The following is a 22,956-nucleotide window of genomic DNA, read 5'->3' on the forward strand; positions in this document are numbered from 1 at the left end:
ATACGCCGCGGTCCGCGCGGACCCTCCCGGTCGGCGCGGACCGCCGCTACGACCGCGCCGCGGTGGCGTAGTGGTCGCGCACGACCCGCGCCATGGCCCCCGTCCGGTCCTTGGCCACCTCCTTCGCCGAGAAGTAGACATGGCCGCCCACCTGCGGATAGTCGCGGGCGAAGCTGAGGTGGCGGGAGATTTCGGCCGGGTCCTGCCAGGCGGCGGGCTGCGCGTCGCCCGCCTTGTAAAGGGCCTCGCCGATGTAGAGGTCCACCCCGGTGCCGTTGACGGTCCGCGCCCACCAGGGCACGAGTTCGGCGTAGTCGGCGGCGCTGAAGCCCAGGGGCCAGTAGACCTGGGGCACGAGGTAGTCGAGCCACCCCTCGCGCACCCAGCGGCGGGTGTCGGCGTACAGGTCGTCATAGGTCTGCACCCCGGCCCGGGTGCGGGAGCCCTGCGGGTCGGTGGCGCGATTGCGCCAGACCGCGAACGGACTGACGCCGAACCGCACCCGGCGCCCGGCCCGCCCCCTCCCGCCCCGGAGCCTGGCCGCCACCTCGGAGACCAGCCGGTCGATGTTGTCCCGGCGCCAGGCCGCCCGGCTCCGGAAGCCGCTGCCGAACTCGTCGAACGCCGCGTCGTCGTCGAAGTCCTCTCCCTTGACCGGATACGGGTAGAAGTAGTCGTCGAAGTGCACCCCGTCGATGTCGTAGCGCCGCACCGCGTCGAACATCGCGTCCTGGACGAAGCCGCGCACCTCCGGCAGACCGGGGTTGTAGTAGAGCTTGCCGCCGTAGGGCAGGACCCAGTCGGGGTGCCGGCGGGCGGGGTGGTCCGCGGTGAGCCTGCCGGGGTCGGTGTGGTTGGCGACCCGGTACGGGTTGAACCAGGCGTGGAGTTCGAGATTGCGCCGGTGGGCCTCGCGGACCGCGAAGTCGAGCGGGTCCCACCCGGGGTCCCGGCCCTGCTGCCCGGTCAGGCACTGCGCCCAGGGCTCGTACGGAGAGGGCCACAGCGCATCCGCGGTGGGCCGTACCTGGAAGAACACCGTGTTCAGCTTGCGGGCGACGGCCGTGTCGAAGTGGGCGCGCAGTTCGCGCTGTTGCGCGGCGGGCTGGAGCTTCGTACTGGAGGGCCAGTCCAGGTTGGCCACGGTGGCCAGCCACATGCCGCGCATCTCGCGCCGCGACGGGCCGCCCGCGGGCGCCGCCGCCCCCGCGGTGAGCAGCGAAGAGGCCGCGCCCAGCGTGGCCACGGCAAACCCTCTGCGTGTGATATGCCTCATCAAGAATTCCCCAGGTTGTCCGGTTCGTCCCGTCCTGAGGGTTCACAATGCCCGCCCCGGCGGCCTCGGCACGGCACCGCGCGGAGTAACGTCGGGGCCGAGGCGGCCGCCGGACCCTTACGGCGTAACGGCGTATCGCCGGTCCTGAAGATCAGCGAAAGGCACGATGTGACCGACATCGAACGCGTCGGAGTGGTCGGTTGCGGCCAGATGGGCGCCGGGATCGCCGAGGTGTGCGCCCGCGCCGGACTGGACGTCATGGTCGCGGAGACCACCGGCGAAGCTCTGGAGCTGGGTCGTACCCGTTTGACCAACTCTCTCGGCAAGGCCGCCGAGCGCGGCAAGATCACTGCCGAGGAACGCGACGCGACGCTCGACCGGCTCAGCTTCACCACCGATCTCGGTGAGTTCGCCGACCGCGATCTCGTCATCGAGGCCGTGGTGGAGAACGAGCAGGTCAAGACCGAGATCTTCCAGGTCCTCGACCAGGTGATCACCCGGCCGGACGCCATTTTGGCGTCCAACACCTCGTCGATCCCGCTGGTGAAGCTGGCGGTCGCCACCTCCCGGCCCGACCAGGTCATCGGAATCCACTTCTTCAACCCGGCCCCGGTGCAGAAGCTCGTCGAGCTGATCCCCGCCCTGACCACCGGCGAGGAGACCATCAAGCGCGCCGAGTCCCTGGTGCAGGGCGTGCTGAGCAAGCATGCGATCCGCGCCCAGGACCGCTCGGGTTTCGTGGTCAACGCCCTGCTCATCCCGTATCTGCTCTCCGCGATCCGGATGTTCGAGTCGGGCATCGCCAGCCGCGAGGACATCGACAACGGCATGGAGATGGGCTGCGCCCACCCGATGGGCCCGCTCAAGCTGGCCGATCTGATCGGCCTGGACACCGTGTCCTCGGTCGCCGCCTCCATGTACGAGGAGTACAAGGAGCCCCTGTACGCCGCTCCCCCACTGCTCGCGCGGATGGTCGACGCGGGCCGGCTGGGCCGGAAGTCGGGGTCGGGGTTCTACGCGTACTGAGGGGCGCGACGGCACCGCCAAGTAGCGCTGTTCCAGAGTGAGTTCATTCTGGAACAGCGCCGACGGCCGGCAGTTCGCCGAGTAGGGCAGCCACGCCGTCCCGACGGCCCCCCGTACCTGCTGTCCCGCAGCTGGGATGCCGACGTCCTCCGCGACGGTCTGCAGGCCTACCTCGTCGGCCAACTCGGCGAGGAAAACCGGGTGTTGGCCGTGGACGACACCGGCTTCGTGAAGAAGGGCCCCAGTCCGCTACCGGCCACCGCCGCCCTGCCGCGCCGCCCGCGTTCCCGGCGAGCGCAACTTTGCCATCAAGGGCAGCTTTGCCCGCGCCATGATCGAACGCCCCGTGGTCTCCCTCTTCCCCATCGCCCGGGTCACCGCCGATTGCGCCTGTGGGAAGGGCTCGCGTCCCCTCCCGATTCGCGGTGATCGCAGCCGTCAATCTAGTATCGCCCCTGGTCACGCCACGTGGTGACGGTCGTACCGAGCCGCCTGGCATGCGCTGAAGTCGTGACAGACCGACACAAGCAGGGGTGCGGAGCCGGATGGGCAGCGAGCTGTCGCCAGGAACGGCGGAACTGCGCGCGCAGATGGCCGCGTTCCTACGAGGCGAAGGCGATCCGCAGGCGCTGGTCGAGGCCGCGCAGAGCGCGGAGCTCCTGCTCCCCCTGCTCGGTGAAAGTGCCGTGTGGAGTGGCGAGTTGGACGGCATGCACTGGCTGTTCGCGTTCACCAGCGCAGGTGAGATGCACGCCTTTCTGCAGCAGAAGTGGGAGGCGGCCGAACCCGGCGAACTGCCCGCCGAACTGGCCCGGTACGCACGCTACCTGCGCGTGAGCGGCGAGGAGCTGTTGCGGGAGCTGCTTCCTGGGCTGGTGGAGCGGGACCGGGTTCCGATGGGGGTCGTGGTGGACGTGTCCTCCGGACTTCGCGCCTTCCTGCCGCCCGTGTCCGGAATCGTGCCGGATGGAATGGCACTCGATAAGGAATCCGTCGCCAAGGGGGAGGCCACGTGGTGAGTGGTGGTGGTTTCGGGGTCGATCCACAGATCCTGAAGCAGGTGTCCAAGGGCATCAACGATGCGCTGGACGAGCTGAAGAAGATCACGGACGCGACTGAGGCGACCACGGGTCAGGGCTTCTCCGATCTGTCGGTGCCGCCGACCGTGATGGGGCACTCCGATGCTTCTCAGTGGCTGGACGACTTCGCCAGGCGTTGGGGCTGGGAGGTCCAGGCGCTCCTGGACGAGGGCGACGACGTGGCCGGGACGTTGGATCTGAACGCGGGCTACTACAACGAGGCGGAAGAGTACGGCACGGGCGTCCTCAAGGACGTTGTGCTGTCCGCAACTGCGGACCCGACGCTGACCTCGGAGAAGGCGGAGAAGATGTCCTGGGGCCAGGTGGGCGGCAAGATCGAGGACGCCTACACCCCCGACTACTCCAGGGACAGTTTCCAGGACGCCGCCAAGGAGAGCCGGAAGAACCTCTCCCACGCCTGGACGGACGTCACGGAGACCGGAGTCGCCGGGGCCCACATCAAGGTGGCGAAGGCCGTCGGCTCCGCACCCTTCGGCGGTGGCGACGAGCAAGACGCCGACCCCACGTCGAAGGGGAAGTGATGGGCCTCTTCGACGATCTGGACCGCGCCTCCCAGTCGGCCCGCGACACGTTCGCCGACGGGGTGCAGACCGTCGCCCACGGTACGTCGAAGCTGCTTGATGAAGTGGGCGCACACGACTGGGCGGACAAGGCCGACTCAGCCGGCTCCTGGGCGGCCGACAAACTGGGTGCCCAGACCCGCGAGCTCGAGCTGAACGAGACCGACGACCCCGCCCTGCTGCTGCACGGGGACGCGAGCGGCATCCGTAAGGCCGCCGGGCAGGTGAAGAAGCTGGGCGCGGCCTTCGAGCGTACCGGCCTCGCGCTGCGGAAGATGGACCCCTCGGACTGGCACGGAAAGGCCGCTGAGCGTTTTCGCGAGAAGGTGCAGACCCACCCCAAGCGCTGGCTGAGCGCCGCAGACACGTTCGAGGACGCGGCCGCTGCGCTGGATCACTACGCCGACACGGTCGAGTGGGCGGGTAAGCAGGCCCGCGAGGCGGTCGAGCGGTGGAAGCAGGCCCAGAAGCAGACCGCGGCGGCCGTGGAGCAGTACAAGCGCAAGGTCGACGACTACAAGCAGCGGGCCGACGCCGCCGGGGACCAGTCTCCGCAGGAGCCGGGCCCGTTCCACGACCCCGGCGCCGAGGGACGCAAGTCCGCGGAGCACCTGCTCAAGACGGCCCGCAGCCAGCGCGACAGCGCCGGCACCCAACTGGCCGTGAAGCTCGCCCGTGGCACCGGCCGGGCACCGGCCGAGCCCCAGGGCTGGGACCGCCTCAAGCGCGAAGTCGGCAACACGGTGAAAAACCAGCTGGTCGGGGCCGAGCACCAGCTGGGCGGCATCGTCAAGACCGGCACCTCGTTGCTGCGCCTGGTCCGCACGGTCAACCCCCAGGACCCCTACAACCTGACCCACCCGGCCGACTACGCCACCAATCTCACCAGTGTCGCCGGCGGCCTGATTCACACTGCCAACCACCCCACCGAGCTGGTCAAGGGCTTCATCGGCGAGGGTTGGGGCACCGACCGCAACCAGGCCATCGGCGCCTTCGCGACGAACTTCATCGGCGGCGGAGGCGCCGTGAGCAAGGTCGGAGCCAAAGCCGCCGCCCACGGCATGGAAAGCGCTGCCGCCAAAGACGCCGCCACGACCGCCGCAAAGGACTCCGCCGGCGTCGCCGGGTACGGCGGTGACGCGGCGGACGCCGCTCGGCATGCCGATGATGCGGCAACGCATGCCGATGATGCGGCCGAGCACGCCGATGACGCCGCCGGGGCGGGCAGGGATCTGGACCCGGACGACCCTCGCAGCCTTCCCGCAGCCGTGGACAAGAACGTCGACATCGACAGCATGAGCCACAAGCCGGTGTGGCGCGAAGACCACGAGCCGCTGTACCGCAACGACAACCGCCATCCCCAGGAGATCTTCGACCAGGGCTTCCATCCACGCGACTCGTCCAACGCAGACCTTCATGGCTATGTGGAGGGCAACCATGCGTCGGCCTTTGTGAGCACCACCAGGGACGCCGATGCCAACTGGCTGACAGATTACCGGTACGAGGTGGACGCCCCCGGCGGCATCGAAGTCAACCAGACCCTGCCGAACAACAAGTACCAAGGTGAGCAGGAGATCGCCTACGCCGGGGGCATTGACCGCAAGCACATCAAGGGAGCCTGGGAGATCGACCCCCGCACCGGAACCAAGGGGGAATGGATACCGAACCCCCACTACGAGCCTCATGTCCCCAAAAAACCCGTCGCTCCCGCCCCTGAAGCACCGCCCTCCAGTCAACTGCCCGAAGGATGGACCCTATGAGTGGCCGCCAGCTCCCCGACCATTTCGACGTCCTCGCCTTCAACGGCGGCCAGCAGGCCGACGCCATCCTGAGCTGGGAGGGCGAAAACTACGATTTCACCGTGACCGCCTACGGCCCTTGGGGGCATGTCGCCGGCAGAGCGGATGACTGCTTCGAGGCGCTCACCCGCATCCGCGAGCAGATCGAACCCCAGGGGTGGCTCCTGGGTGTCAACGGCTCGCGTCGCGACACCTGGCCCTCCGGGATGTGCCGTGATACGGGGGGTTTCCTCGTCTGCCTGCTCAGGCCCGGCCTTCGCCCCACCGGCGCCGATCGCATCCAGACGTTCCACCCCGCGCCCCGCGAGACGCTGGCCACTGTCGCCGAGCAGATCGCCTTCGAAAAGCAGTGGAGCCAGTCGCTGTGACCACCCCGGCCGGCCCTGCCCCCACCGTTCCCCCGGTCACCGAGGCTCTGCGCGCCCAGGCCGCACAGCAGCGCGGCGGCTACGTGTACGCGATCGACCCGTACTTCGACCCCAACGGCGCCGTCCCCCCGTACGGCATCGTCGGCGGCTGGTCCGTCGGCAGCGCCGGCCAGCTCGTTTCCTTCACGCACAACCAGAACTACCGCCCGTCGCCGACGGCGTTGGAGTTCCCGCCCCCTGCCACCGCCCTGGACCAGGCCCTGCAGCGCGCCGTCACCGGTTACGGCAGCGAGCAGGAACTCCTCACGGCCTTCCGTGACGCCCCGCTCATCCTGTTCAGCCAGGAGGGGCAGACCGGCCTCTACACCGTCGTCGAGGACGACGGCAGCCGCTACATCCCGGCCTTCACCCACCCCACCCACACCCCCGACACCTGGCACCAGTGGCAAGAGAGCACCGGCCGTCAGCTCGCCGCCACCGGCCTCCCGGTCCGCCTCAACCCCGGCCACCGCATCAGCCTGACCATCCCGGGCGGGGGCGGGAATCAAGCCGGTGGCGAGCACGCCGGCCCCAATTCTTGGCCCTCCACCTCTTCCTCCGGCCTCCCCGAGGCCCTCGCGGAGGCCCCGCTGCTCGCCGCCGGCCTGCTCGCGGCGCTCGGCCGCCGACGCCGCACGGCCCTGTGGCAGTCCGCCATGAGCGCCAAGGGCCGCCGCACCCCGGAGCTTCGCCGGCCGACGGGTGTCGCCGCCGATACCCAAGATGCGCTGCTCGTCGGGGCCGCCCCCCAGGCCGCACGCGATCTCGACCACGCTCTGAGGGGACTGGCGTCCGCCTTGACCGTCGCATCGCGCACCCTGCCGACCGTCTACGGTGCCCGGCTCACCGACAGCGAGCTGAGCCTCCAGCTCGCCCATCCCGCAGGTCAGCCCCCAGCGCCATGGCAGCTCGGTCAGAACGAGACGTTCTGGCGCATCCAACGGGCCGACATCCCGGTGCACGAAACAGACCCCGGCACTGCCGCCCCCTACCCGGGCCTGGTCAGCCTCGGCAGTCTCGACGGCGCGCGCCTGCTGCTGAACCTCGAAGCCGCCCCCGGACTCATCTCCCTCACCGGCACGCACGCGGACCGGAGTGCCGTCCTCACGTCGGTCGCCGCGGAGCTCGCCACCAGCGGCTGGTCGGACCGCATGACCGTCACCCTCGTCGGCTTCGGCAAGGAACTCACCACGCTCGACCCGACCCGCGTCCGCCACTTCGACGACGTCGAAGCCCTCATGGAAACCATGGACGCGGAGACCCGGCAGCGGCGCGGTGCCCATGCCACGGCGGGCCACGACTCCGCGCTCACCGGCTCCGCACAGCAGACCCAAGGGGCGCCCCACGTGGTCCTCCTCGCCGCACAGCCGACCGAGGATCAGGCAGCGACGTTCGCCGAGCTCGTTGCCGACTCCGGCCGGCTGGGCATCAGCTACTTGGCGGCCACCGAGGAGAACGGCCTGCCCGGCGCGACCTGGAAACTCGACATCACCCCTGCGGGACGCCTCCTGGCCCCACTTCTCGGCCTGGAACTGCAGGCACAGCTGCTGCCCCGGGCCCCGTACGATGCCGTGGTCCAGCTCCTCGCCGGTGCCGCACCCGACGACGACCGCGACCCGGACCCCGGCACCCCGCAGTTCATGGTCGACATCACCCCGAGCGGACGACCCGCGGTGTACGCGCGGCTGGTCGGCGCCTACGAGGTCACCGGCCTCGACGCACCTGACGCCGAGCACGGCCCGCTTCTCCACGAGGCGCTGGTCATGCTCCTGCTCCATCGCGAAGGAGTGCACCCGCGCGTTCTGGCCTCCGGACTGTGGCCCCGCGGCGTCACCGAGGAGGTCCGTGACGCCCTCATCGAACGCCTGCGAACCTGGCTGGGGAGCGACCCCGACGGAACCCCGCGGCTCGGCACCGACGCCACCGGTCGGCTCACCCTCGCGCCTTCCGTCGTCTCCGACCTCGACGTGCTCCGCACCCTCCACCACGAGGCCACCGCGGGCAGCGGCTCAAATAGGGCACGCATACGGGAACGCCTGCTCAACGACGCCCTGGCACTCGCCCGCGGCCCCCTGCTCGCCAACCGCCCACAGGGCCGCTACACCTGGCTTTCCCACGAGATCAGCGAGGCTCAGCTGCTTCTGCTGGTGGCAGAAGTCGCACTGGCCCTGTCCGCCCACCACTTGGAGGCCGGCAACCCGACACCAGCGCTCAACGCCCTCCACACGGCCTTGGCCACCACGCCGACGGACGAGCGACTTTGGAACGAGCTTCTCCGCGCCGCACACGCCACAGGCGATGCGGCCACGCTCGAAGCAACGGCAGCATCGCTCATCACCCGCAATCACGAGCACAGCGGCGGCGCCCGTAGCCTCCCGCCCCGCACCGAGGCCCTTCTCGACGAGCTCTTGCCGTCCTGGCGTGACGCCCGGTCCGCTGCGGACTGATGTCCGCTGCGGACTGATGTCCCGTCTGCAGGGTTCGGTTACGGACAACCCGTCCCTCATAGATCTCTTGGAGCATGATGCGCCGGACCCCGCGCACGTCTGCTGGACGCCCCCGGCTGTCCGCCGCCCACAAGGCGGGACTCGCCGGCCTGGTGGGAACCACAGTCGAGTGGTACGACTTCTTCGTCTTCTCCACCGCATCCAGCCTGGTCTTCCCGGAGTTGTTCTTTCCCGGAGCACAGCAGGCCACCGGTCTGCTGGCATCGTTCGCAACGTTCTGGGTCGGCTTTCTGGGCCGCCCTGTCGGTGCAGCGTTATTCGGCCATTTAGGGGACCGGTTAGGACGAAAACGCAGTCTGGTGGGGACGCTCCTGCTGATGGGAGCGGCTACCACGGGCATCGGTCTGCTGCCCAGTTACGAGGAGGCGGGGATCACCGCTCCGGTGCTGCTGTGCGTCCTGCGGCTCGTCCAAGGGATCGCAGTAGGCGGCGAGTGGGGCGGCGCGGTACTGCTGGCCGGTGAACACGCGCCGCAGGGACGGCGGGTGACCCTGACGGCCATGGTGCAGCAAGGGACCCCGCTGGCCTCAATCCTGACCAGCGCGGTCTTCATCCCGTTCTCGCGACTGGGCGACGGCGAATTCCTGGCCTGGGGCTGGCGGGTCCCCTTCCTGCTCTCCACCGTCCTCATGGCCGTCGGCCTGGTCATACGGCTGAAGGTGCCCGAATCCCCTGAGTTCGAGGGACTGTCGGCGCAGGGGCGGGTGGCGCCCGCCCCGGTGCGCGACACCTTGCGGCGGCACTTCCCGAAGATGGCGGTGTGCGTCGGGGCCTGCGCCGTTCCGGTTGCCGGGACGTATCTGGCCGGCACCTTCGTGCTGTCCTGGGCGACCGTGCACATCGGTTTTCCCCGGGAGAAGGTGCTGGGCGTGGTGTTGTGCGCGGCTGTCGCCCGGTTCCTGATCCAGCCCGTCGCTGCGATAGCCGCCCAGCGCTTGGGGGCCGCAAGGATCTGCGGCCTGGGGCTGGCCATGTACTTGCTCGCCATTCCGCTCACCGTCCTGGCGCTGGGGAGCGGTTCGCTGCTCCGGATCGCGCTGGGGGTGTGCGCGTTGGAGTCCGCCAGCGCCGTCGTCTACGCGGTGGTCGCCGCCCTGCTCGTCGATGCCTTCCCGGTCCGTGTGCGCTACACCGCGATCTCCTTGGCCCAGCAGTCGGCTGGTGTGGTGTTCGGGGGCACGGCGCCGGCCCTGGCCCAGGCCCTGGTCACGCTGGGACACGGCTCGCTGTGGCCGGTGGCCCTCTACCAGGCATTCCTGGCCGCCCTGTCAGCCCTCTGTCTGCCGGCTCTGACGTCCGCCCGGCGCACTGCCGCGGCGGGCGCACACCCCCACCAGGAGGTGGCCGATGCGCCAGGGTAGTTCCGTGGGGCAACACCCTTGGCAGGGCTAGACTCTCTCCTCCCTTGGCAGACGCCGGGTTGGCTCCTGCCTCCGTTGGGGGACCTCTGTGGAGAAGGGCGGGAGATGCGCAGTAACGGATCGGCACGCGGCGAGGACGACCGTCTGCTGCTGCGACTCGGCCCCGCAGCCGGACCCCATGACTGAGGCAGCGTGCCTTGAAAAATACCCAGGTGGGCCGGGCCTTGTGATGTCACTGACGTTCCGGATCGCACACGCCCCGAGAAGCGACCGGTCTTCCCCACCGCAGGTCATTGGGAGAGGAATGCCTAAAAAGTACGCTCGATTACATCAGCGTTGCCAGTCGGCTCTTGACCAACTCAGTCTGCCACGCCCCTTCACCATCGATGCTTTGTGCCAGGAGCTGTCCGCACAGCGCAGACGTCCGTTGCATCTGCATCCGCTGCCGGAACAGGCCGCCCGGAACAGCATCTGCGGCATGTGGCTCGCCACCAAGACCGACGACCACATCTTTTTCGAGAAGCGCACCAGCCGCGTGCACCAGGAGCACATCGTGCTGCATGAGATCGGGCACATGCTGTTCGACCACCGTGGCACGGACCTGGGGCCCGGCGAGGTCCCTCAGGTCCTGTTCCCCGATCTGAACCCGCAGTTGGTTCAACAGGTGCTCGGCCGCGCCAGCTACACCAACCGTCAGGAACAGGAGGCGGAGATGCTGGCCAGCCTGCTGCGCATCCGTGCTTCACAGTCCGCCGCCCGAGCTCCGCACGGCGTGCTGGGCCGACTGGAAGCCGCGCTGGGCGCGCGTGCCGCGGATGAACGCTGACCCCTCCAACGCGCTGCGCTGGTTCGAGTACCTGTGCGTGGGCTGCCTGTGGCTGGCTCTGGCGATACGTGCCTCCGCCGCCATGCGCAGCCCGGAACAGCGCGGACTGTGGCTGGCCGTGGCCACCGCTTCGGTGGCCATGACGCTCACGCTCCCCCTTACGACCCCGCTCGCCCTCCAGGCTACCGGAGGGGTCCACACCATCGCCCTGGTGAGGAACATGAGCGGAGTGCTCTCGTCGGGCGCGGTCCTGTACTTCGTCTCGGCGGCCGCCGGCGGCCGCCGATTGCGCCTGGGCGCGTGCTACGTGACGAGCCTGGCCATGGTGTCCCTGCTGGTCCTGGATTTCCTGGCTCCACCACACCAGGAACATGCCGTGACGAGCCACGGTGGGCCGGCTCCCTCCACTGCCTATTGGCTCGTCTTGATCGTGGACCATCTCGCCGCGGACATCTCCTGCACCGCCTTGTGCCGCCAGTACGGCAGACGCACGGCCAACCCTGTCCTGAGGGCAAGCTTGCGGATGTTCGGAATCGGCACCGCGCTCTCCTGCCTGTTCTGGCTCTGCCAGCTCATCAACCTGCTGCACCACACCGATCGGATACAGCCGCTCCTCCCGTACGTCATGGGCCTGCACGGGCTGCTGCGCGCGATCGCCCTCCTGACGCCCTCGCTGTGGGCCGTGCAGGGCGCCACCGCGGAGATCCGCACCATCTGGCGCCTGTGGCCGCTGTGGCGCGACCTGGTACAGGCCGTGCCACACGTCGCATTCATCAAACCCCGTCACCGACTGCTGGAAATCGTGTGGCCGCATGCGTCCTGGCGGCTGCTGGCCTACCGCAAAATCATCGAGACCCGGGATGCCATCCTCGTTCTCAATGACTATGTCGCCGCCGGTGCGTGGGCTCGCGCGCGCCGGCATGTGGCCGCCGTGGGTGTCAGTCAGGCCAAAGTCGATGCGACGGTCCTCGCCTGTGTGATGTCAGGGGCACGCAGCGCCAAGCTCGCCGGTCTGCCTCAGCAGCAGTCCGCCGGCAGTCTCGTCAGCTTCGAAAACGACGACCTCGAAAGCGAGAAGGCATTCCTCCTCGACATGGCGCGAGCTTACGCCTCGGCCCCGGCCCGGAACTTCGCGAGCCATCCGGACACATCCGACAGGAAGTCCCGTGCGCGGCATTGAGCGTGGCAGGGCAGGGAACTGACGAAGCCCCTTGCCGTTGGTGTTTGGTGTACTGAGCGGAATCACGGCACCATCGAGAAGGGGCTTCGCCACGTCACTCTGCCTGCCCTGCTCTCTTCACCCTTGCGTTATGGACTGAAAAGGGTTCACGCAGAGTGCGGGCCAGCGCCGCCGACGGCGTCACCAGGCAGATCATCACTGGCAGAGTTGGAGCGACTTTGTCTGCAGGAATTCCATGAGCCCATGCTTGCCGAGTTCTCGCCCGACGCCTGATTGCTTATGGCCGCCGAAGGGAGCGAGCGGGTTGTATGCCCCGCCGTTAACGGTCACTTGGCCGCACTCCATCGAGCGCGCAAAGGCGATCGCCTGCCCCTCCTCGGCCGCCCACACGGCCCCTGCCAGGCCGTAGTCGGAGTCATTGGCGATGCGCAGCGCGTCCCCCTCGTCCTCGTACCTCATGAACGAGAGCACCGGGCCGAAGATCTCCTCGCGAGCAATGCTCATCTCGGCGGTGACGTCAGCAAAGACCGTCGGGCGGATGTAGTGGCCCTTGTCTCGCCCTTCAGGGGCCTCGGGTCCACCCGCGACGAGACGGGCGCCCTCTGCCATGCCACGACGGATGCAGTCGCGGACTTTCTCCCGCTGGGCGCTGCTCACCACCGGGCCCAGGCGGCAGTCGGGATCGGCCGGGTCGCCGGGAACATAGGAAGCAACCTCCTCGACGGCGATCCGAACCGCCTCTTCATAGTCATCGGCATGCACCAACGTGCGCGTCAACGCGTTGCAGGACTGTCCCGCATTGCGCATCACGTCAGCGACATTGACGCGGACGGCCTGTGCGAGGTCCGCTCCGGGGAGGATGACACTGGCGGACTTGCCGCCGAGTTCCAGGGCTACCCGCTTGACCTCAGCGCCGGCAAGTGACCCGATACGCCTGCCGACAGACGTGGACCCCGTGAACGAGACCATGTCGACCCCAGGGTGGCGTACGAGTGCCTCCCCAGCTTCCTCGCCCCTGCCGGTGACCAGGTTGAAGACCCCCCTGGGGAGGCCCGCGGCCGCCACGCACTCGGTGAACATCTGGGCCGAAAGAGGAGTCAGCTCCGCAGGCTTGAGCACCACCGTGCAGCCCGCGGCGAGTGCGGGAACAACCTTGCAGACGATCTGGTGCACCGGGTAATTCCACGGTGTGATGGCGCCCACGACTCCGACGGGCTCCAGCAGGACAAGCGAGTTGCCCACGCGCTCCTCGAAGGCGAAGTCGGCCACGAGCTCAGCATGCCGGCGCGTCATGGTAACCGGCAGACCGGCTTGTACCCTGCGGGAGAACCCGATGGTGGTTCCCATCTCGGCGGTGATGAGTGAGGCCATCTGTTCCTGGCAGGCGGCGAGTTCGTCAGCCAGCGCAGCCAGTAACTCGGCACGGCGAGCGGGCGTGGTGGCCGCCCACCCCGGCAGTGCCGCACGAGCCGCGTCGACCGCGGCATCGACATCGGCCGCAGAACCGGCCGGGACAGCTCCGACAACCCGCTCGTCCGCCGGATTGAAGACCTCGATGACGTCCGTTCCAGCCGCGGGTCGCCAGTGCCCTCCGATGAACACCTCATCGTGTGCGTTCACAAACATGCTCCTCCGTATGTCGGGCGGTAGCGGAAACACAGCCGTGAAAACTGTAGGACACACCGACCTCGGTCATTCGTGAGAGACCGTCAACTCGTCGGCAGCACGCAGCCGGCCTCGCCGCGGGCCCTGTGGCACGGGCCCGTCCGGTGATCCGCTACGGGCGCGGGGTGCGTGGCTCGATCCGGTGGTCGAAGGCGGCGCCGCCGACGCCGACCGTGGTCACCCCGCCGTCGACGGTGAGGGTGGCCCCGTTGACGTAGGACGCGGCGGGTGACAGCAGCCAGTCGATCGCCTCGGCGACCTCCTCCGGTTCGCCCGGCCGCCTGGCGGGAGTCAGCCGGTTCGCCTCCTCGTACGCCGCCTCGGTGCCGCCGGCCAGCCCTGCCTCCGCCGCGAACCGCGCCATCCGCTGGTCGGCCATCTCCGTACGCACCCAGCCCGGGCACACCGCGTTGGCCCGCAGCCCCTGCGGCCCGTAGTCGACGGCGAGGGAGCGGCACAGGTGGAGCAAACCGGCCTTGGACGTGGCATAGGCGGCGTTGCCGGCGCTGTTGCGGAGCGCGCCGACCGAGGCGACCGTGACCACCGCGCCGCGGGCCGCCAGCAGGTGCGGCAGCGCGGCACGCAGCAGCAGGAACGGGCCGGTGAGGTTGGTCCGTATCAGCTCTTCCCAGTCCTCGGCCGTGGTGTCGCCGACCGCGCCGCCCCGTCCGATTCCGGCGTTGAGCACCACGCCGTCGAGTCTCCCGTAGGCCGTCACCGTCGTCTCGACGAGTTCGCGCACGGCCTCGGGGTCGGCGGCGTCGGAGGGGTGGGCCAGCGCTCCGGTCTCCTCGGCCACCCGGCGCAGCGGCTCCGGCCGCCGCCCCGAGATCACGACCTGGTGCCCGGCGGTGCGCAGCAGGCGGGCGGTGGCGGCCCCGATTCCCGTTCCCCCGCCCGTCACCAGGACAACACGCTGCTCCGACATGGTCGTTCGCCTCCGAAGTGGTCAGCTTCCGGTTCCCCGCACCGCGAGCATACGAAGCCGCGTCACCGCCAAGCCGACCGGGTTCCGACGCCGTCGGCACCGCGACCGGGTGCGGGGCGAGGAACGACCGCGGCGAAGGGCAACGGCGAACAGCTCGCGAGCTGTCCCGGAGTGGGTCTTTCCGGCCGGCAGCTGCGGCTTGCGCCCGTGCCCAGGGCATCACGTAGCCGGAGCCGCACGTGAGGGTGGCTGTCCGCCCGCCGCTCGGGGGAAAACCGGCGGGCGGACCCCGGGCCGGCGGGCGCCCGTCCGCCGGCTTCGGCCCCCCGTGGCACCCTCAAGTCAACTCCCGTGCGGGCACCCGTGGGAGCGTGTGAACCGCCCCGTCCGGGGTGCGCGCTTCACACCCCGTGCGTACGCCGGCCCGGCCTGTCACCCCCCGTCACCTCACACGGGGTGTGAACCGCAGACCCGCATATCCCCGCCGCACACGCTCCCGCCCTTCACCGCAGCGCAGTTGACTGCTGCCCGTACGGACAACGAAGTCGCTGACTGAAGGAATGAGGAGCGGACCGTGACCGCCCACCCCGAACCCGATCTGGTCACCGCCGACTTAGCCGAGCTGAGGCGTCTCCTGGACGTCCGCACCGCCCGGGTCGACGGCCAACTCGCCCTGCTCGCCCAGCGCTCCGAGCAGCAGGAGCGGGACGCGGACGATGTGCAGGCCCGCGTCGCACGGCTGGAGCACACCCGCTGGCCACTGCCGTCCCTCGCCGCGCTCACGGGGCTCGCGGCGCTGTTGGTCGCGCTGTGGCAGGCGATCGGCCGGTGACCGCAGGACGCGGTCACCGGCCGGGTCACCTCAGCCCAGGCGGAGGTGATGCAGCATCAGCAGCGCGGCGGCCATGCCCGCGGCCGGCACCTCCCCCCGGGCCACCATGTCGGGTACCAGCTTCAACGCCACCCACTCCCGCCGCTCGGACTCGAAGCCGTCCTGGGGCAGGCCGGTGTACTCGCCCTCCTCGGACCAGTAGACGTGATGCCGGGCGTCGGTGAGGCCGTTGGAGGGTTCCACCGTGAGGAGGTGGTGGAGGGGCCCCGGGCGCCACCCGGTCTCCTCCTCCATCTCCCGGGCGGCCGCCGCCGCGATGTCCTCACCGTCCTCGACGACACCGGCGGCCAGTTCCCAGCCCCAGGTGTCGGTGATGAACCGGTGCCGCCACAGCAGCAGCACCTCGTTGGCCTCGTTGACCACTGTGGCCACGGCGACGGGCCGCATCCGGATCAGGTAGTGGTCCAGGTGCCGGCCGTCGGGCAGTTCCACATCGGCCAGATTGACCCGGAACCACGGATTCGCATAGACGGGCTTTTCGCTGAGATTGTTCCAACGCACGTAACTGCCACCTTCCGCTGAGGAGCCGGCAAGGTGACACGAGCCCGGTCACAGCGGAACGCGCAGCACCTCGTCGATGAGATCGGCAGCCTCGTCCGTCGCGGAGCTCCCGGTCTCCGCCAGATGCTCGCGCACCGCCCGCAGCCGGTCCCGCAGCCGTTGCGACTCCATGCCCCGAGCCTGCTCCGTCATCTGCGCGGCATTGGCCACGGCCCGGTCCGCATCGCCTTGACGCAGCTCGATATGGGTGAGCATGGCCAGCCGGTGGACCCGGCCGCGGTCGTGTGCGGGGGTGTCGACGGCGGCGTCCGCCTGCTCCCGGGCGGCCCGCAGGTCACCGAGGCTGAGCAGCGCCTCCGCCACTTGTACGTTCACCAGGCCGGGCTGGACATAGCCCGTCTCGGCCGGCTCCTGTCCGGGCCGGATGCGCTCCGCGGCCGCCTCCGCACGCCGGATGCACGCCAGCGCGCCGGCGCCGTCGCCGAGCCGGGCATAGGCCTTGGCCTGCATCGCGTAGAGGTCCGCGGAGAGCGCCGGGGTGATCTGCGGGCCCGCGGCCCGCAGCGCCGCCTCCGCGAAGGCGACCGCCTGGCGGTACTCCCGCACGAAGAGGGACTGGTTGACCAGCAGCGCGATGACATACGCACCGAGGCCGCGGTCCCCGCTGGCCTTGGCCAGCCGCAGCGCCTGATGGAAGTAGCGCTGGGCCAGGCCGAGAGCGTCCGAGTCGTACGCACAGATGCCGGCGACCGCGACCAGTCCGCCGGTCGCCCGGTGGAGCTGACGCCCCGTCGCATCGCTGTAGCTGCCCCGCAGCAGCGGCGCCGCCTCGGCGTTGAGGAATCCCACGATGCGTGCTCTGGTAGCGATACCACCCGCCTTCCGGTACATCGTCTCGTAGTGCGTCCGCGCGGCGCGCAGCATCTCGATGTCGGCCATGCCGACCCTCGTCAGCCCGTCGCGCGAGACGTCGGAGTCCTCGGGCGGGTTCTCCCACTCCCATACGGGGATGACCGCGGAGGTGCCGGTGAGCGCCGGGGCGTCGAGGATGTGCGGCCGTTGCTGCTCGTCGGACCGCCACAGCGCGGTGGCCCGCTCGACGAAACCGGAGAGCGGGGTGCCGGCGGCACGCCCCGCCCCCGGGCCGCTGAGCCCGATGTCGTCGAGCCCGACCGGCCGGTGCAGCCGTTCGCCGAGGATTTCGCAGATGAGGTCCGGTACCTGCCCGCGCGGCCGCTGGCCCTTCAACCACCGGGCCACCGCGGTGTGTTCGTACCGCAGCGCCAGGCCACGGCAGCGGCCGAGGCGGTTGATGCGCGCGGCGAGCCCGGCATGCGAGATGCCGGCCTCGTCGAGGATCGCGTCGAGCAGGGTGTTGGGCTCCATACCGGCCTCCCGGTGAGCCGGGCCCGCCCACGGGCCATCAGCTCATGGCCTTGTCGACTTCACCACTGTGTCCGTCGAGCGTAGTGAAGCGCCCCTCACACGGGGTGTGAAGGGTGCCCGCCGTCTTGGGCGGGCATCCGGGGAACCGGCCGGCGCCACGTCCCCGCCGGCCGGCAGGTCAGCGCGGAAGGCGGGCGCCGGGAGGCGTGACACGGGCCTGCTGGGCCGGCACCCGCACCCGGTCATTGCTCAGCATCACCAGCGCCACGTCATCGGTCAGACGCCCGTCCGCATGCCGCAGCAGCGCCTCCCGCACCTCCCCGACCACCCCCGACGGCGAGGGCCCGCACGGCGCCGGGGCGGCCTCGACGCTGCTGCGCAGCTCCTGGGCCAGCGGAAAGAACTCCCCCGTCGCATCCCGGGCGTCGGCCGCCCCGTCGGTGTGCAGGAACAGCCCCTCCCCCGGCCGCAGCTGTCCGCACCGCACCGCGGACAGCTCCTCGGGCAGCGGGAACAGCCCCAGCGGCGGCATCGGCTCGGCCGGCGCGACCGGGGCGACCGCCCGGCAGGCGACCCGGTACGGCCAGGGATGCCCGCAGTTCAGCGCCGTGACGGACCCGTCCCGCGCCACTTCGAGAAGCAGCAGGGTCACGAACTCCTCGGCGAAGGCGCTCACCGGGCCCCCGTCACCGGCCGCCGGCCGCCCCACGAGCGCCCGTTCCCGCAGATGCCGCTGGTGCGCCTGCTCCAACCGCCGCAGCACCCCGCCCAGTTCGGGTTCGTCGTGCGCCACTTCGCGGAAGCTGCCGAGCATCGCGGCGACCGTGCCTATCGCCTCCAGGCCGTGCCCGCGCACATCCCCGATCACCGCCCGCACCCCGTGCCGGGTCCCCACGACCTCGTACAGATCCCCGCCGACCATGGCTCCCTCGCTCGCGGAGAGGTGGTCGGCCGCCAGCAGCACCCCGTCGACCCGTCGGGGCAGCGGCCGCAGCACCACCCGCTGGGCGGCGACGGCGACCTCCCGGGTGCGCTCCAGCTCCCGCACCAGCCGCAGCCGCCGCCCGGCCGTCAGATAGCCGGCGCCGATCACCGCGAGGATCGCACCGCAGGTCATCACGCGCGTGCCCGCTCCGGCCGCGGGCTCCACCGCACCGAACGGCACCAGTGCGAGCAGCGCGCACACCCCGCCGAGCAGCACACACTGGCGGCGGCCGGTGCCCGCACAGGCGATGGCCGGTGTGGCGGCGAGCAGTTGCAGCAGCCGGCCGCAGGTCGGGCGGCACAGCTCCCAGGCCACCACCCCGAGCACCCACAGGCCGGGCAGCACGAGGACGAAGGCGCGCCGGACGGCCGCCGCCGCGGTGCCGGCTGCGCCCGGCGCCCAGGTTCGGATCATGCCGATGGTCCCCTTAGCCGGTCCGGTGGTCCCCCAGGGGGCTCGTCGCACTCCCCAGCAGGCGTTGAGCGGCCCGGCCGGGCCCACCGCCGCGCTCATACGGGCCGCCGCAACCGGGTTGATTCTTGCGACGTTCCGTATCCATCCGACGACGATCCGTACACCCTCACCCGATCGAGTGATGGCGTACGGATCCGATCGGCTCCGGCGGTCAGCGGCCCGCCCGCGGGCCGCCCCCTCGGCGCCTCCGGCCCGCCTCACCGCCCTCACCGGACCCGCCCGCCGCACACCGCGCACGACGAAGGGCGCGGACGGTCTCACCGTCCGCGCCCTCAGCCTTCACGACACGCCGTCGCGGTGCTGCCCGGCTCAGCCGCGCAGCACCGCACCCGTCCGCTCCACGGCCGCCGCGACCGCCGCGTCACGGGCCGCCGAGGCCTCCTCCGCGGTCAGCGTCCGGTCGGCCGCACGGAAGCGCAGCGCATAGGCCAGCGACTTCTTGCCCGCGCCGACCTGCTCACCGGTGAAGACGTCGAACAGCCGCAGCGATTCGAGCAGTTCACCCGCGCCACCGCGCAGCGCGCCCTCCACCTCAGCGGCCGGGACGGCTTCGTCGACCACGAGGGCGACGTCCTGGGTCGCAACCGGGAAGGCCGAGATCTTCGGCGCGCGCAGCGGGCCGGCCCCGGCCCGCTCCAGGCGGTCCAGGTCGATCTCCATCGCGCAGGTGCGCTCGGGCAGGGACAGCGCCTTGATGACCCGCGGGTGCAGCTCACCGGCGTTGCCGACGAGGATCTCCTCGCCGTCGGCGACGGCGAGCAGCGCCGCGCAGCGGCCCGGGTGGAACGGCGCGTACTGGTCCTGACGGACGATCAGCTCCACACCCGCCTCCCGTGCGACGGTACGGCCCGCCTCGATGGCGTCCGCCCAGATCGCGGGACGTGCGCCGCCCCACCAGCCGGCCTGCTCACGGCCCCCGGCGAGCACCACGGCGGCGCGCCGCGGCTGCTGCGGGAGGGAGGCGTCCAGCGAGGCGATCTCGTCGTCGGTCGGCCGGCGGTCGACCACCAGCCGGCTGGCCGGCTGCTCGTCACCAGTCGCCCGGAAGACCGGACCGGTCTCGAAGAGCGCCAGATCGTGCGTGCCCCGGCCGTAGTTGCGGCGCAGCGCGTTCAGCAGCCCCGGGATCAGCGTCGTGCGGAGGTCGGGCTCCTCGTCGGAGAGCGGGTTGACGAGGGTGACGGCCGCGCGGCGCGGGTCGTCGGGCTCGATGCCGAGCTGGTCGAGGACGTGCGAGCCGGTGAACGGGTAGTTCAGCGCCTCGACGTAGCCGGCACCGGCCAGCGCCCGGCCGACCCTGCGGTGCAGCCGCTGACGCTCGGTCAGCCCCCGGCCGGCCGGCGGCTTCGGGAGGGTGGAGGGCAGGTTCTCGTAGCCCTCCAGCCGGATGACCTCTTCCGCCAGGTCGTTGGGGTCGCTGAGGTCCGGCCGCCAGGACGGCACGGTCACGACCAGCTCGTCCTGGCCGTAGGCGTCGCAGCCGACCTGCTGGAGGCGGCGGACGACGGTCTCCCGGCCGTAGGCGACACCGGCGACCTTGTCCGGGTGGTCGGCGGAGAGGGTGATGGTGCGCGGCCCGCGGGGCGTGACGACCTCGGTGACGCCCTCCCCGGCGGTGCCGCCCGCGAGCAGCACCAGCAGATCGACGGTGCGCTGCGCCGCGGCGGACGCGGCCTCCGGGTCCACCCCGCGCTCGAAGCGCTTGGCGGCCTCCGAGGACAGCTTGTGGCGGCGGGCCGTACGGGCGATGGAGAGCGCGTCGAAATGCGCGGCCTCGATCACGACGTCGGTGGTGCCCCGCTGCTCGCCGGTCTCCGGGTCGGTGATCCCACCCGCGATCTCGGTGTTGGCGCCGCCCATGACACCCGCGAGGCCGATGGGGCCGCGGTTGTCGGTGATGACCAGGTCCGCGGCGTCCAGCACCCGCTTGGTCCCGTCCAGGGTGGTCAGCTTCTCACCCGCGGTCGCCCGGCGGACGCCGATCGGACCGTCCACGCCGGTGCGGTCGTAGGCGTGCAGCGGCTGGCCGAGCTCCAGCATCACGTAGTTGGTGATGTCGACGGCCAGCGAGACCGGACGCATCCCGGCCTTCTGCAGCCGGCGCTGCATCCACAGCGGGGAGCGCGCGCCGGGGTTCAGACCGCTGACCGTACGGGCGGTGAAGCGGTCGCAGCCGAGGGGGTCGGAGACCTGGACCGGGTAGCCGGCGGAGTTCGGCGGCGGCACGTCCAGCAGCGCCGGGTCGCGCAGCGGCAGGCCGTACGCGGTGGCGGTCTCGCGGGCCACCCCGCGCATCGACAGGCAGTAGCCGCGGTCCGGGGTGACGGCGATGTCCAGCACCTCGTCGACGAGCTCCAGCAGCTCGATGGCGTCGGTGCCCACCTCGTACTCCGGCGGCAGCACGATGATGCCGTGCGTGCCTCCCCCAGACTCCGTCTGGGGGGACCCCCAGTCGCCCATGCCCAGCTCGTCGCCGGAGCAGATCATGCCGTGCGACTTCTTGCCGTACGTCTTGCGCGCGGCGATCTTGAAGTCACCGGGCAGCACGGCGCCGGGGAGGACCACCACGACCTTGTCGCCGACGGCGAAGTTCCGCGCGCCGCAGACGATTTCCTGGGGCTCACCGGTGCCGTTGGCCTGGCCGACGTCCACCGTGCAGAAGCGGATCGGCTTCTTGAAGCCCTCCAGCTCCTCGATGGTCAGCACCTGGCCGACGACGAGCGGGCCCTTGAGGCCCTCGCCCAGCCGCTCGACGGTCTCGACCTCCAGGCCGACGGCGATGAGCTTGGCCTGTACGTCCCGGCCGGTCTCCGTCGCCGGCAGGTCGACGTACTCCCGCAGCCAAGAAAGCGGGACCCGCATCAGATCTCCATCCCGAACGGCCGGGTGAACCGGACGTCGCCTTCGAACATGTCACGCATGTCTTCCACGTTGTGCCGGAACATCAGCATCCGGTCGATGCCGAACCCGAAGGCGAAGCCGCTGTACTTCTCCGGGTCGACGCCACAGGCGATGAGCACCTTGGGGTTGACCATTCCGCAGCCGCCGAGCTCGATCCAGCCCTCGCTGGAGCAGGTGCGGCACGGGCGGTCGGGGTTGCCCACGGACTCGCCACGGCAGACGTAGCAGACCATGTCCATCTCGGCGGACGGCTCGGTGAACGGGAAGTAGTTCGGCCGCAGCCGGGTCTTCATGTCCGGGCCGAACAGTGCCCGGACCATGTGGTCCAGGGTGCCCTTGAGGTCGGCCATGGTCAGGCCCTCGTCGACGGCCAGCAGCTCGATCTGGTGGAAGACCGGGGAGTGCGTGGCGTCCAGCTCGTCGGTGCGGTAGACCCGCCCCGGGCAGACGACGTACACCGGCGGCTCGCGGTCGACGAGCGTACGGGCCTGGACCGGCGAGGTGTGGGTGCGCAGCACGACGCCGCTCTCGTCACCCTCGGTGCCGTTGCCCTGGACGAAGAAGGTGTCCTGCATCTGGCGCGCCGGGTGGTCGGGCACGAAGTTCAGGGCGTCGAAGTTGAACCACTCCGCCTCGACCTCGGGGCCCTCGGCGACCTCGTAGCCCATGGCCACGAAGACGTCCGCGACCCGCTCCATGAAGGTGGTCAGCGGGTGCCGGGCACCGGCCGGGGTGCGGTCGTAGGGCAGCGTGACATCCACCGCCTCCTCGACCAGCACGCGGGCGTCGCGCTCCGCCTCCAGCTCCTCCTGGCGGACCTTGAGCGCCTGGTTCACCCGGCCGCGGGCCTGGCCGACGCGCTTGCCGGCGTCCGCCTTGGCGTGCGGGGGCAGGGCGCCGATCTCACGGTTGGCGAGCGCGAGCGGCGAGCGGTCGCCGGTGTGCGCGACCTTCACCTCACGCAGCGCCTCCAGACCGTCCGCGGCGGCGATGGCGGCCAGCGCCTCGTCCAGCCGTGCGGCGATCGCTTCCGGTTTCAGGGCTTCGACCTCGACAGGGTCGTACGACTTATTGGGTGCGGACATCTCTTCCCGTGCTTCCGGTGGACTGGCTTGGCGTGGCTCGCGTCGCCTCGGCTCTTCGCTCACAAACGTCGATGACGAACGTCGATCACGAACGGGG

The 22,956-nt window shown here is 70.6% G+C and carries 18 protein-coding genes; 10 read left to right on the plus strand and 8 right to left on the minus strand.

Features of this window, described 5'->3' with window-relative positions; genetic code table 11:
* Positions 1-46: 46 nt before the first annotated feature.
* Positions 47-1,276, minus strand: a complete 1,230-nt coding sequence (locus ABZ851_RS22430; protein ID WP_361130367.1) for a family 10 glycosylhydrolase — start codon at positions 1,274-1,276, stop codon at positions 47-49.
* Positions 1,277-1,444: 168 nt separating this feature from the next.
* Between ABZ851_RS22430 and ABZ851_RS22435 the strand changes: the two genes are divergently transcribed.
* The 9 genes from ABZ851_RS22435 (at position 1,445) to ABZ851_RS22475 (ending at position 12,042) form a co-directional block, all read left to right on the plus strand.
* Positions 1,445-2,302: a 3-hydroxybutyryl-CoA dehydrogenase gene (locus ABZ851_RS22435; RefSeq protein WP_336050318.1), complete on the plus strand. Its 858-nt coding sequence runs from the start codon at positions 1,445-1,447 to the stop codon at positions 2,300-2,302.
* A gap of 545 nt (positions 2,303-2,847) precedes the next feature.
* Positions 2,848-3,321 carry an SseB family protein gene (locus tag ABZ851_RS22440; protein WP_361130370.1) on the plus strand — a complete coding sequence of 158 codons (474 nt, stop codon included), beginning with the start codon at positions 2,848-2,850 and terminating at the stop codon, positions 3,319-3,321.
* Positions 3,318-3,923 carry a hypothetical protein gene (locus ABZ851_RS22445; protein ID WP_361130373.1) on the plus strand — a complete coding sequence of 202 codons (606 nt, stop codon included), beginning with the start codon at positions 3,318-3,320 and terminating at the stop codon, positions 3,921-3,923. The genes ABZ851_RS22440 and ABZ851_RS22445 overlap by 4 nt, the downstream gene beginning before the upstream one ends.
* A complete protein-coding gene (locus tag ABZ851_RS22450; RefSeq protein WP_361130376.1) occupies positions 3,923-5,722 on the plus strand; it encodes a putative T7SS-secreted protein in 1,800 nt (599 codons plus the stop codon). The genes ABZ851_RS22445 and ABZ851_RS22450 overlap by 1 nt, the downstream gene beginning before the upstream one ends.
* On the plus strand, positions 5,719-6,129 hold the full coding sequence (locus tag ABZ851_RS22455; RefSeq protein ID WP_361130379.1) for a hypothetical protein: 411 nt from the start codon (positions 5,719-5,721) through the stop codon (positions 6,127-6,129). The genes ABZ851_RS22450 and ABZ851_RS22455 overlap by 4 nt, the downstream gene beginning before the upstream one ends.
* On the plus strand, positions 6,126-8,615 hold the full coding sequence (locus ABZ851_RS22460; RefSeq protein WP_361130382.1) for a type VII secretion system-associated protein: 2,490 nt from the start codon (positions 6,126-6,128) through the stop codon (positions 8,613-8,615). Before ABZ851_RS22455 ends, ABZ851_RS22460 begins: the two co-directional genes overlap by 4 nt.
* Positions 8,616-8,767: 152 nt before the next feature.
* The gene (locus ABZ851_RS22465; protein ID WP_361130385.1) at positions 8,768-10,036 is read left to right on the plus strand and encodes an MFS transporter; all 1,269 of its coding nucleotides are present in this window, start codon (positions 8,768-8,770) and stop codon (positions 10,034-10,036) included.
* A gap of 391 nt (positions 10,037-10,427) precedes the next feature.
* Complete coding sequence (locus ABZ851_RS22470) at positions 10,428-10,862, plus strand: hypothetical protein (protein WP_361130388.1); 435 nt, start codon at positions 10,428-10,430, stop codon at positions 10,860-10,862.
* Positions 10,852-12,042 carry an MAB_1171c family putative transporter gene (locus ABZ851_RS22475; RefSeq protein WP_361130391.1) on the plus strand — a complete coding sequence of 397 codons (1,191 nt, stop codon included), beginning with the start codon at positions 10,852-10,854 and terminating at the stop codon, positions 12,040-12,042. Before ABZ851_RS22470 ends, ABZ851_RS22475 begins: the two co-directional genes overlap by 11 nt.
* A 195-nt stretch (positions 12,043-12,237) precedes the next feature.
* On the opposite strand, the gene ABZ851_RS22480 is transcribed toward ABZ851_RS22475, so the two are convergent.
* Together ABZ851_RS22480 and ABZ851_RS22485 are read right to left on the minus strand one after the other, a co-directional pair.
* Complete coding sequence (locus ABZ851_RS22480) at positions 12,238-13,662, minus strand: aldehyde dehydrogenase family protein (protein WP_361130393.1); 1,425 nt, start codon at positions 13,660-13,662, stop codon at positions 12,238-12,240.
* Positions 13,663-13,819: 157 nt separating this feature from the next.
* On the minus strand, positions 13,820-14,635 hold the full coding sequence (locus ABZ851_RS22485; RefSeq protein WP_361130395.1) for an SDR family oxidoreductase: 816 nt from the start codon (positions 14,633-14,635) through the stop codon (positions 13,820-13,822).
* Positions 14,636-15,209: 574 nt separating this feature from the next.
* On the opposite strand from ABZ851_RS22485, the gene ABZ851_RS22490 reads away from it, so the two are divergent.
* A complete protein-coding gene (locus ABZ851_RS22490; RefSeq protein ID WP_311625452.1) occupies positions 15,210-15,467 on the plus strand; it encodes a hypothetical protein in 258 nt (85 codons plus the stop codon).
* Between the two features lie 30 nt (positions 15,468-15,497).
* Here the strand turns inward: ABZ851_RS22490 and ABZ851_RS22495 are convergent, their stop codons facing one another.
* The 5 genes from ABZ851_RS22495 to pheS all read right to left on the minus strand — a co-directional run bounded on the left by ABZ851_RS22495 (position 15,498) and on the right by pheS (position 22,859).
* On the minus strand, positions 15,498-16,028 hold the full coding sequence (locus ABZ851_RS22495; RefSeq protein WP_311625451.1) for an NUDIX domain-containing protein: 531 nt from the start codon (positions 16,026-16,028) through the stop codon (positions 15,498-15,500).
* A gap of 48 nt (positions 16,029-16,076) precedes the next feature.
* Entirely contained in the window at positions 16,077-17,414 is a 1,338-nt protein-coding gene (locus tag ABZ851_RS22500) for a transcriptional regulator (protein WP_088796840.1), read from the minus strand.
* A gap of 178 nt (positions 17,415-17,592) precedes the next feature.
* Complete coding sequence (locus ABZ851_RS22505; RefSeq protein ID WP_361130399.1) at positions 17,593-18,813, minus strand: PP2C family protein-serine/threonine phosphatase; 1,221 nt, start codon at positions 18,811-18,813, stop codon at positions 17,593-17,595.
* Positions 18,814-19,182: 369 nt separating this feature from the next.
* Positions 19,183-21,735: a phenylalanine--tRNA ligase subunit beta gene (gene pheT / locus ABZ851_RS22510; RefSeq protein ID WP_361130402.1), complete on the minus strand. Its 2,553-nt coding sequence runs from the start codon at positions 21,733-21,735 to the stop codon at positions 19,183-19,185.
* Positions 21,735-22,859: a phenylalanine--tRNA ligase subunit alpha gene (gene pheS / locus ABZ851_RS22515; protein ID WP_361130405.1), complete on the minus strand. Its 1,125-nt coding sequence runs from the start codon at positions 22,857-22,859 to the stop codon at positions 21,735-21,737. The genes pheT and pheS overlap by 1 nt, the downstream gene beginning before the upstream one ends.
* Positions 22,860-22,956 lie beyond the last annotated feature (97 nt).

The sequence above is a fragment of the Streptomyces sp. NPDC047049 genome (assembly GCF_040643995.1).
In the GTDB taxonomy this organism is placed as follows: Bacteria; Actinomycetota; Actinomycetes; order Streptomycetales; family Streptomycetaceae; genus Streptomyces; species Streptomyces mooreae.

What these genes read in the sequence shown, in the direction of transcription:
- ABZ851_RS22505 (WP_361130399.1), bottom strand. Translation starts at nt 18,813, where the DNA reads ATGATCCGAACCTGGGCGCCGGGCGCAGCCGGCACCGCGGCGGCGGCC.
- ABZ851_RS22500 (WP_088796840.1), bottom strand. Translation starts at nt 17,414, where the DNA reads ATGGAGCCCAACACCCTGCTCGACGCGATCCTCGACGAGGCCGGCATC.
- ABZ851_RS22475 (WP_361130391.1), top strand. Translation starts at nt 10,852, where the DNA reads ATGAACGCTGACCCCTCCAACGCGCTGCGCTGGTTCGAGTACCTGTGC.
- ABZ851_RS22440 (WP_361130370.1), top strand. Translation starts at nt 2,848, where the DNA reads ATGGGCAGCGAGCTGTCGCCAGGAACGGCGGAACTGCGCGCGCAGATG.
- ABZ851_RS22455 (WP_361130379.1), top strand. Translation starts at nt 5,719, where the DNA reads ATGAGTGGCCGCCAGCTCCCCGACCATTTCGACGTCCTCGCCTTCAAC.
- ABZ851_RS22485 (WP_361130395.1), bottom strand. Translation starts at nt 14,635, where the DNA reads ATGTCGGAGCAGCGTGTTGTCCTGGTGACGGGCGGGGGAACGGGAATC.
- ABZ851_RS22430 (WP_361130367.1), bottom strand. Translation starts at nt 1,276, where the DNA reads ATGAGGCATATCACACGCAGAGGGTTTGCCGTGGCCACGCTGGGCGCG.
- pheT (WP_361130402.1), bottom strand. Translation starts at nt 21,735, where the DNA reads ATGCGGGTCCCGCTTTCTTGGCTGCGGGAGTACGTCGACCTGCCGGCG.
- pheS (WP_361130405.1), bottom strand. Translation starts at nt 22,859, where the DNA reads ATGTCCGCACCCAATAAGTCGTACGACCCTGTCGAGGTCGAAGCCCTG.
- ABZ851_RS22450 (WP_361130376.1), top strand. Translation starts at nt 3,923, where the DNA reads ATGGGCCTCTTCGACGATCTGGACCGCGCCTCCCAGTCGGCCCGCGAC.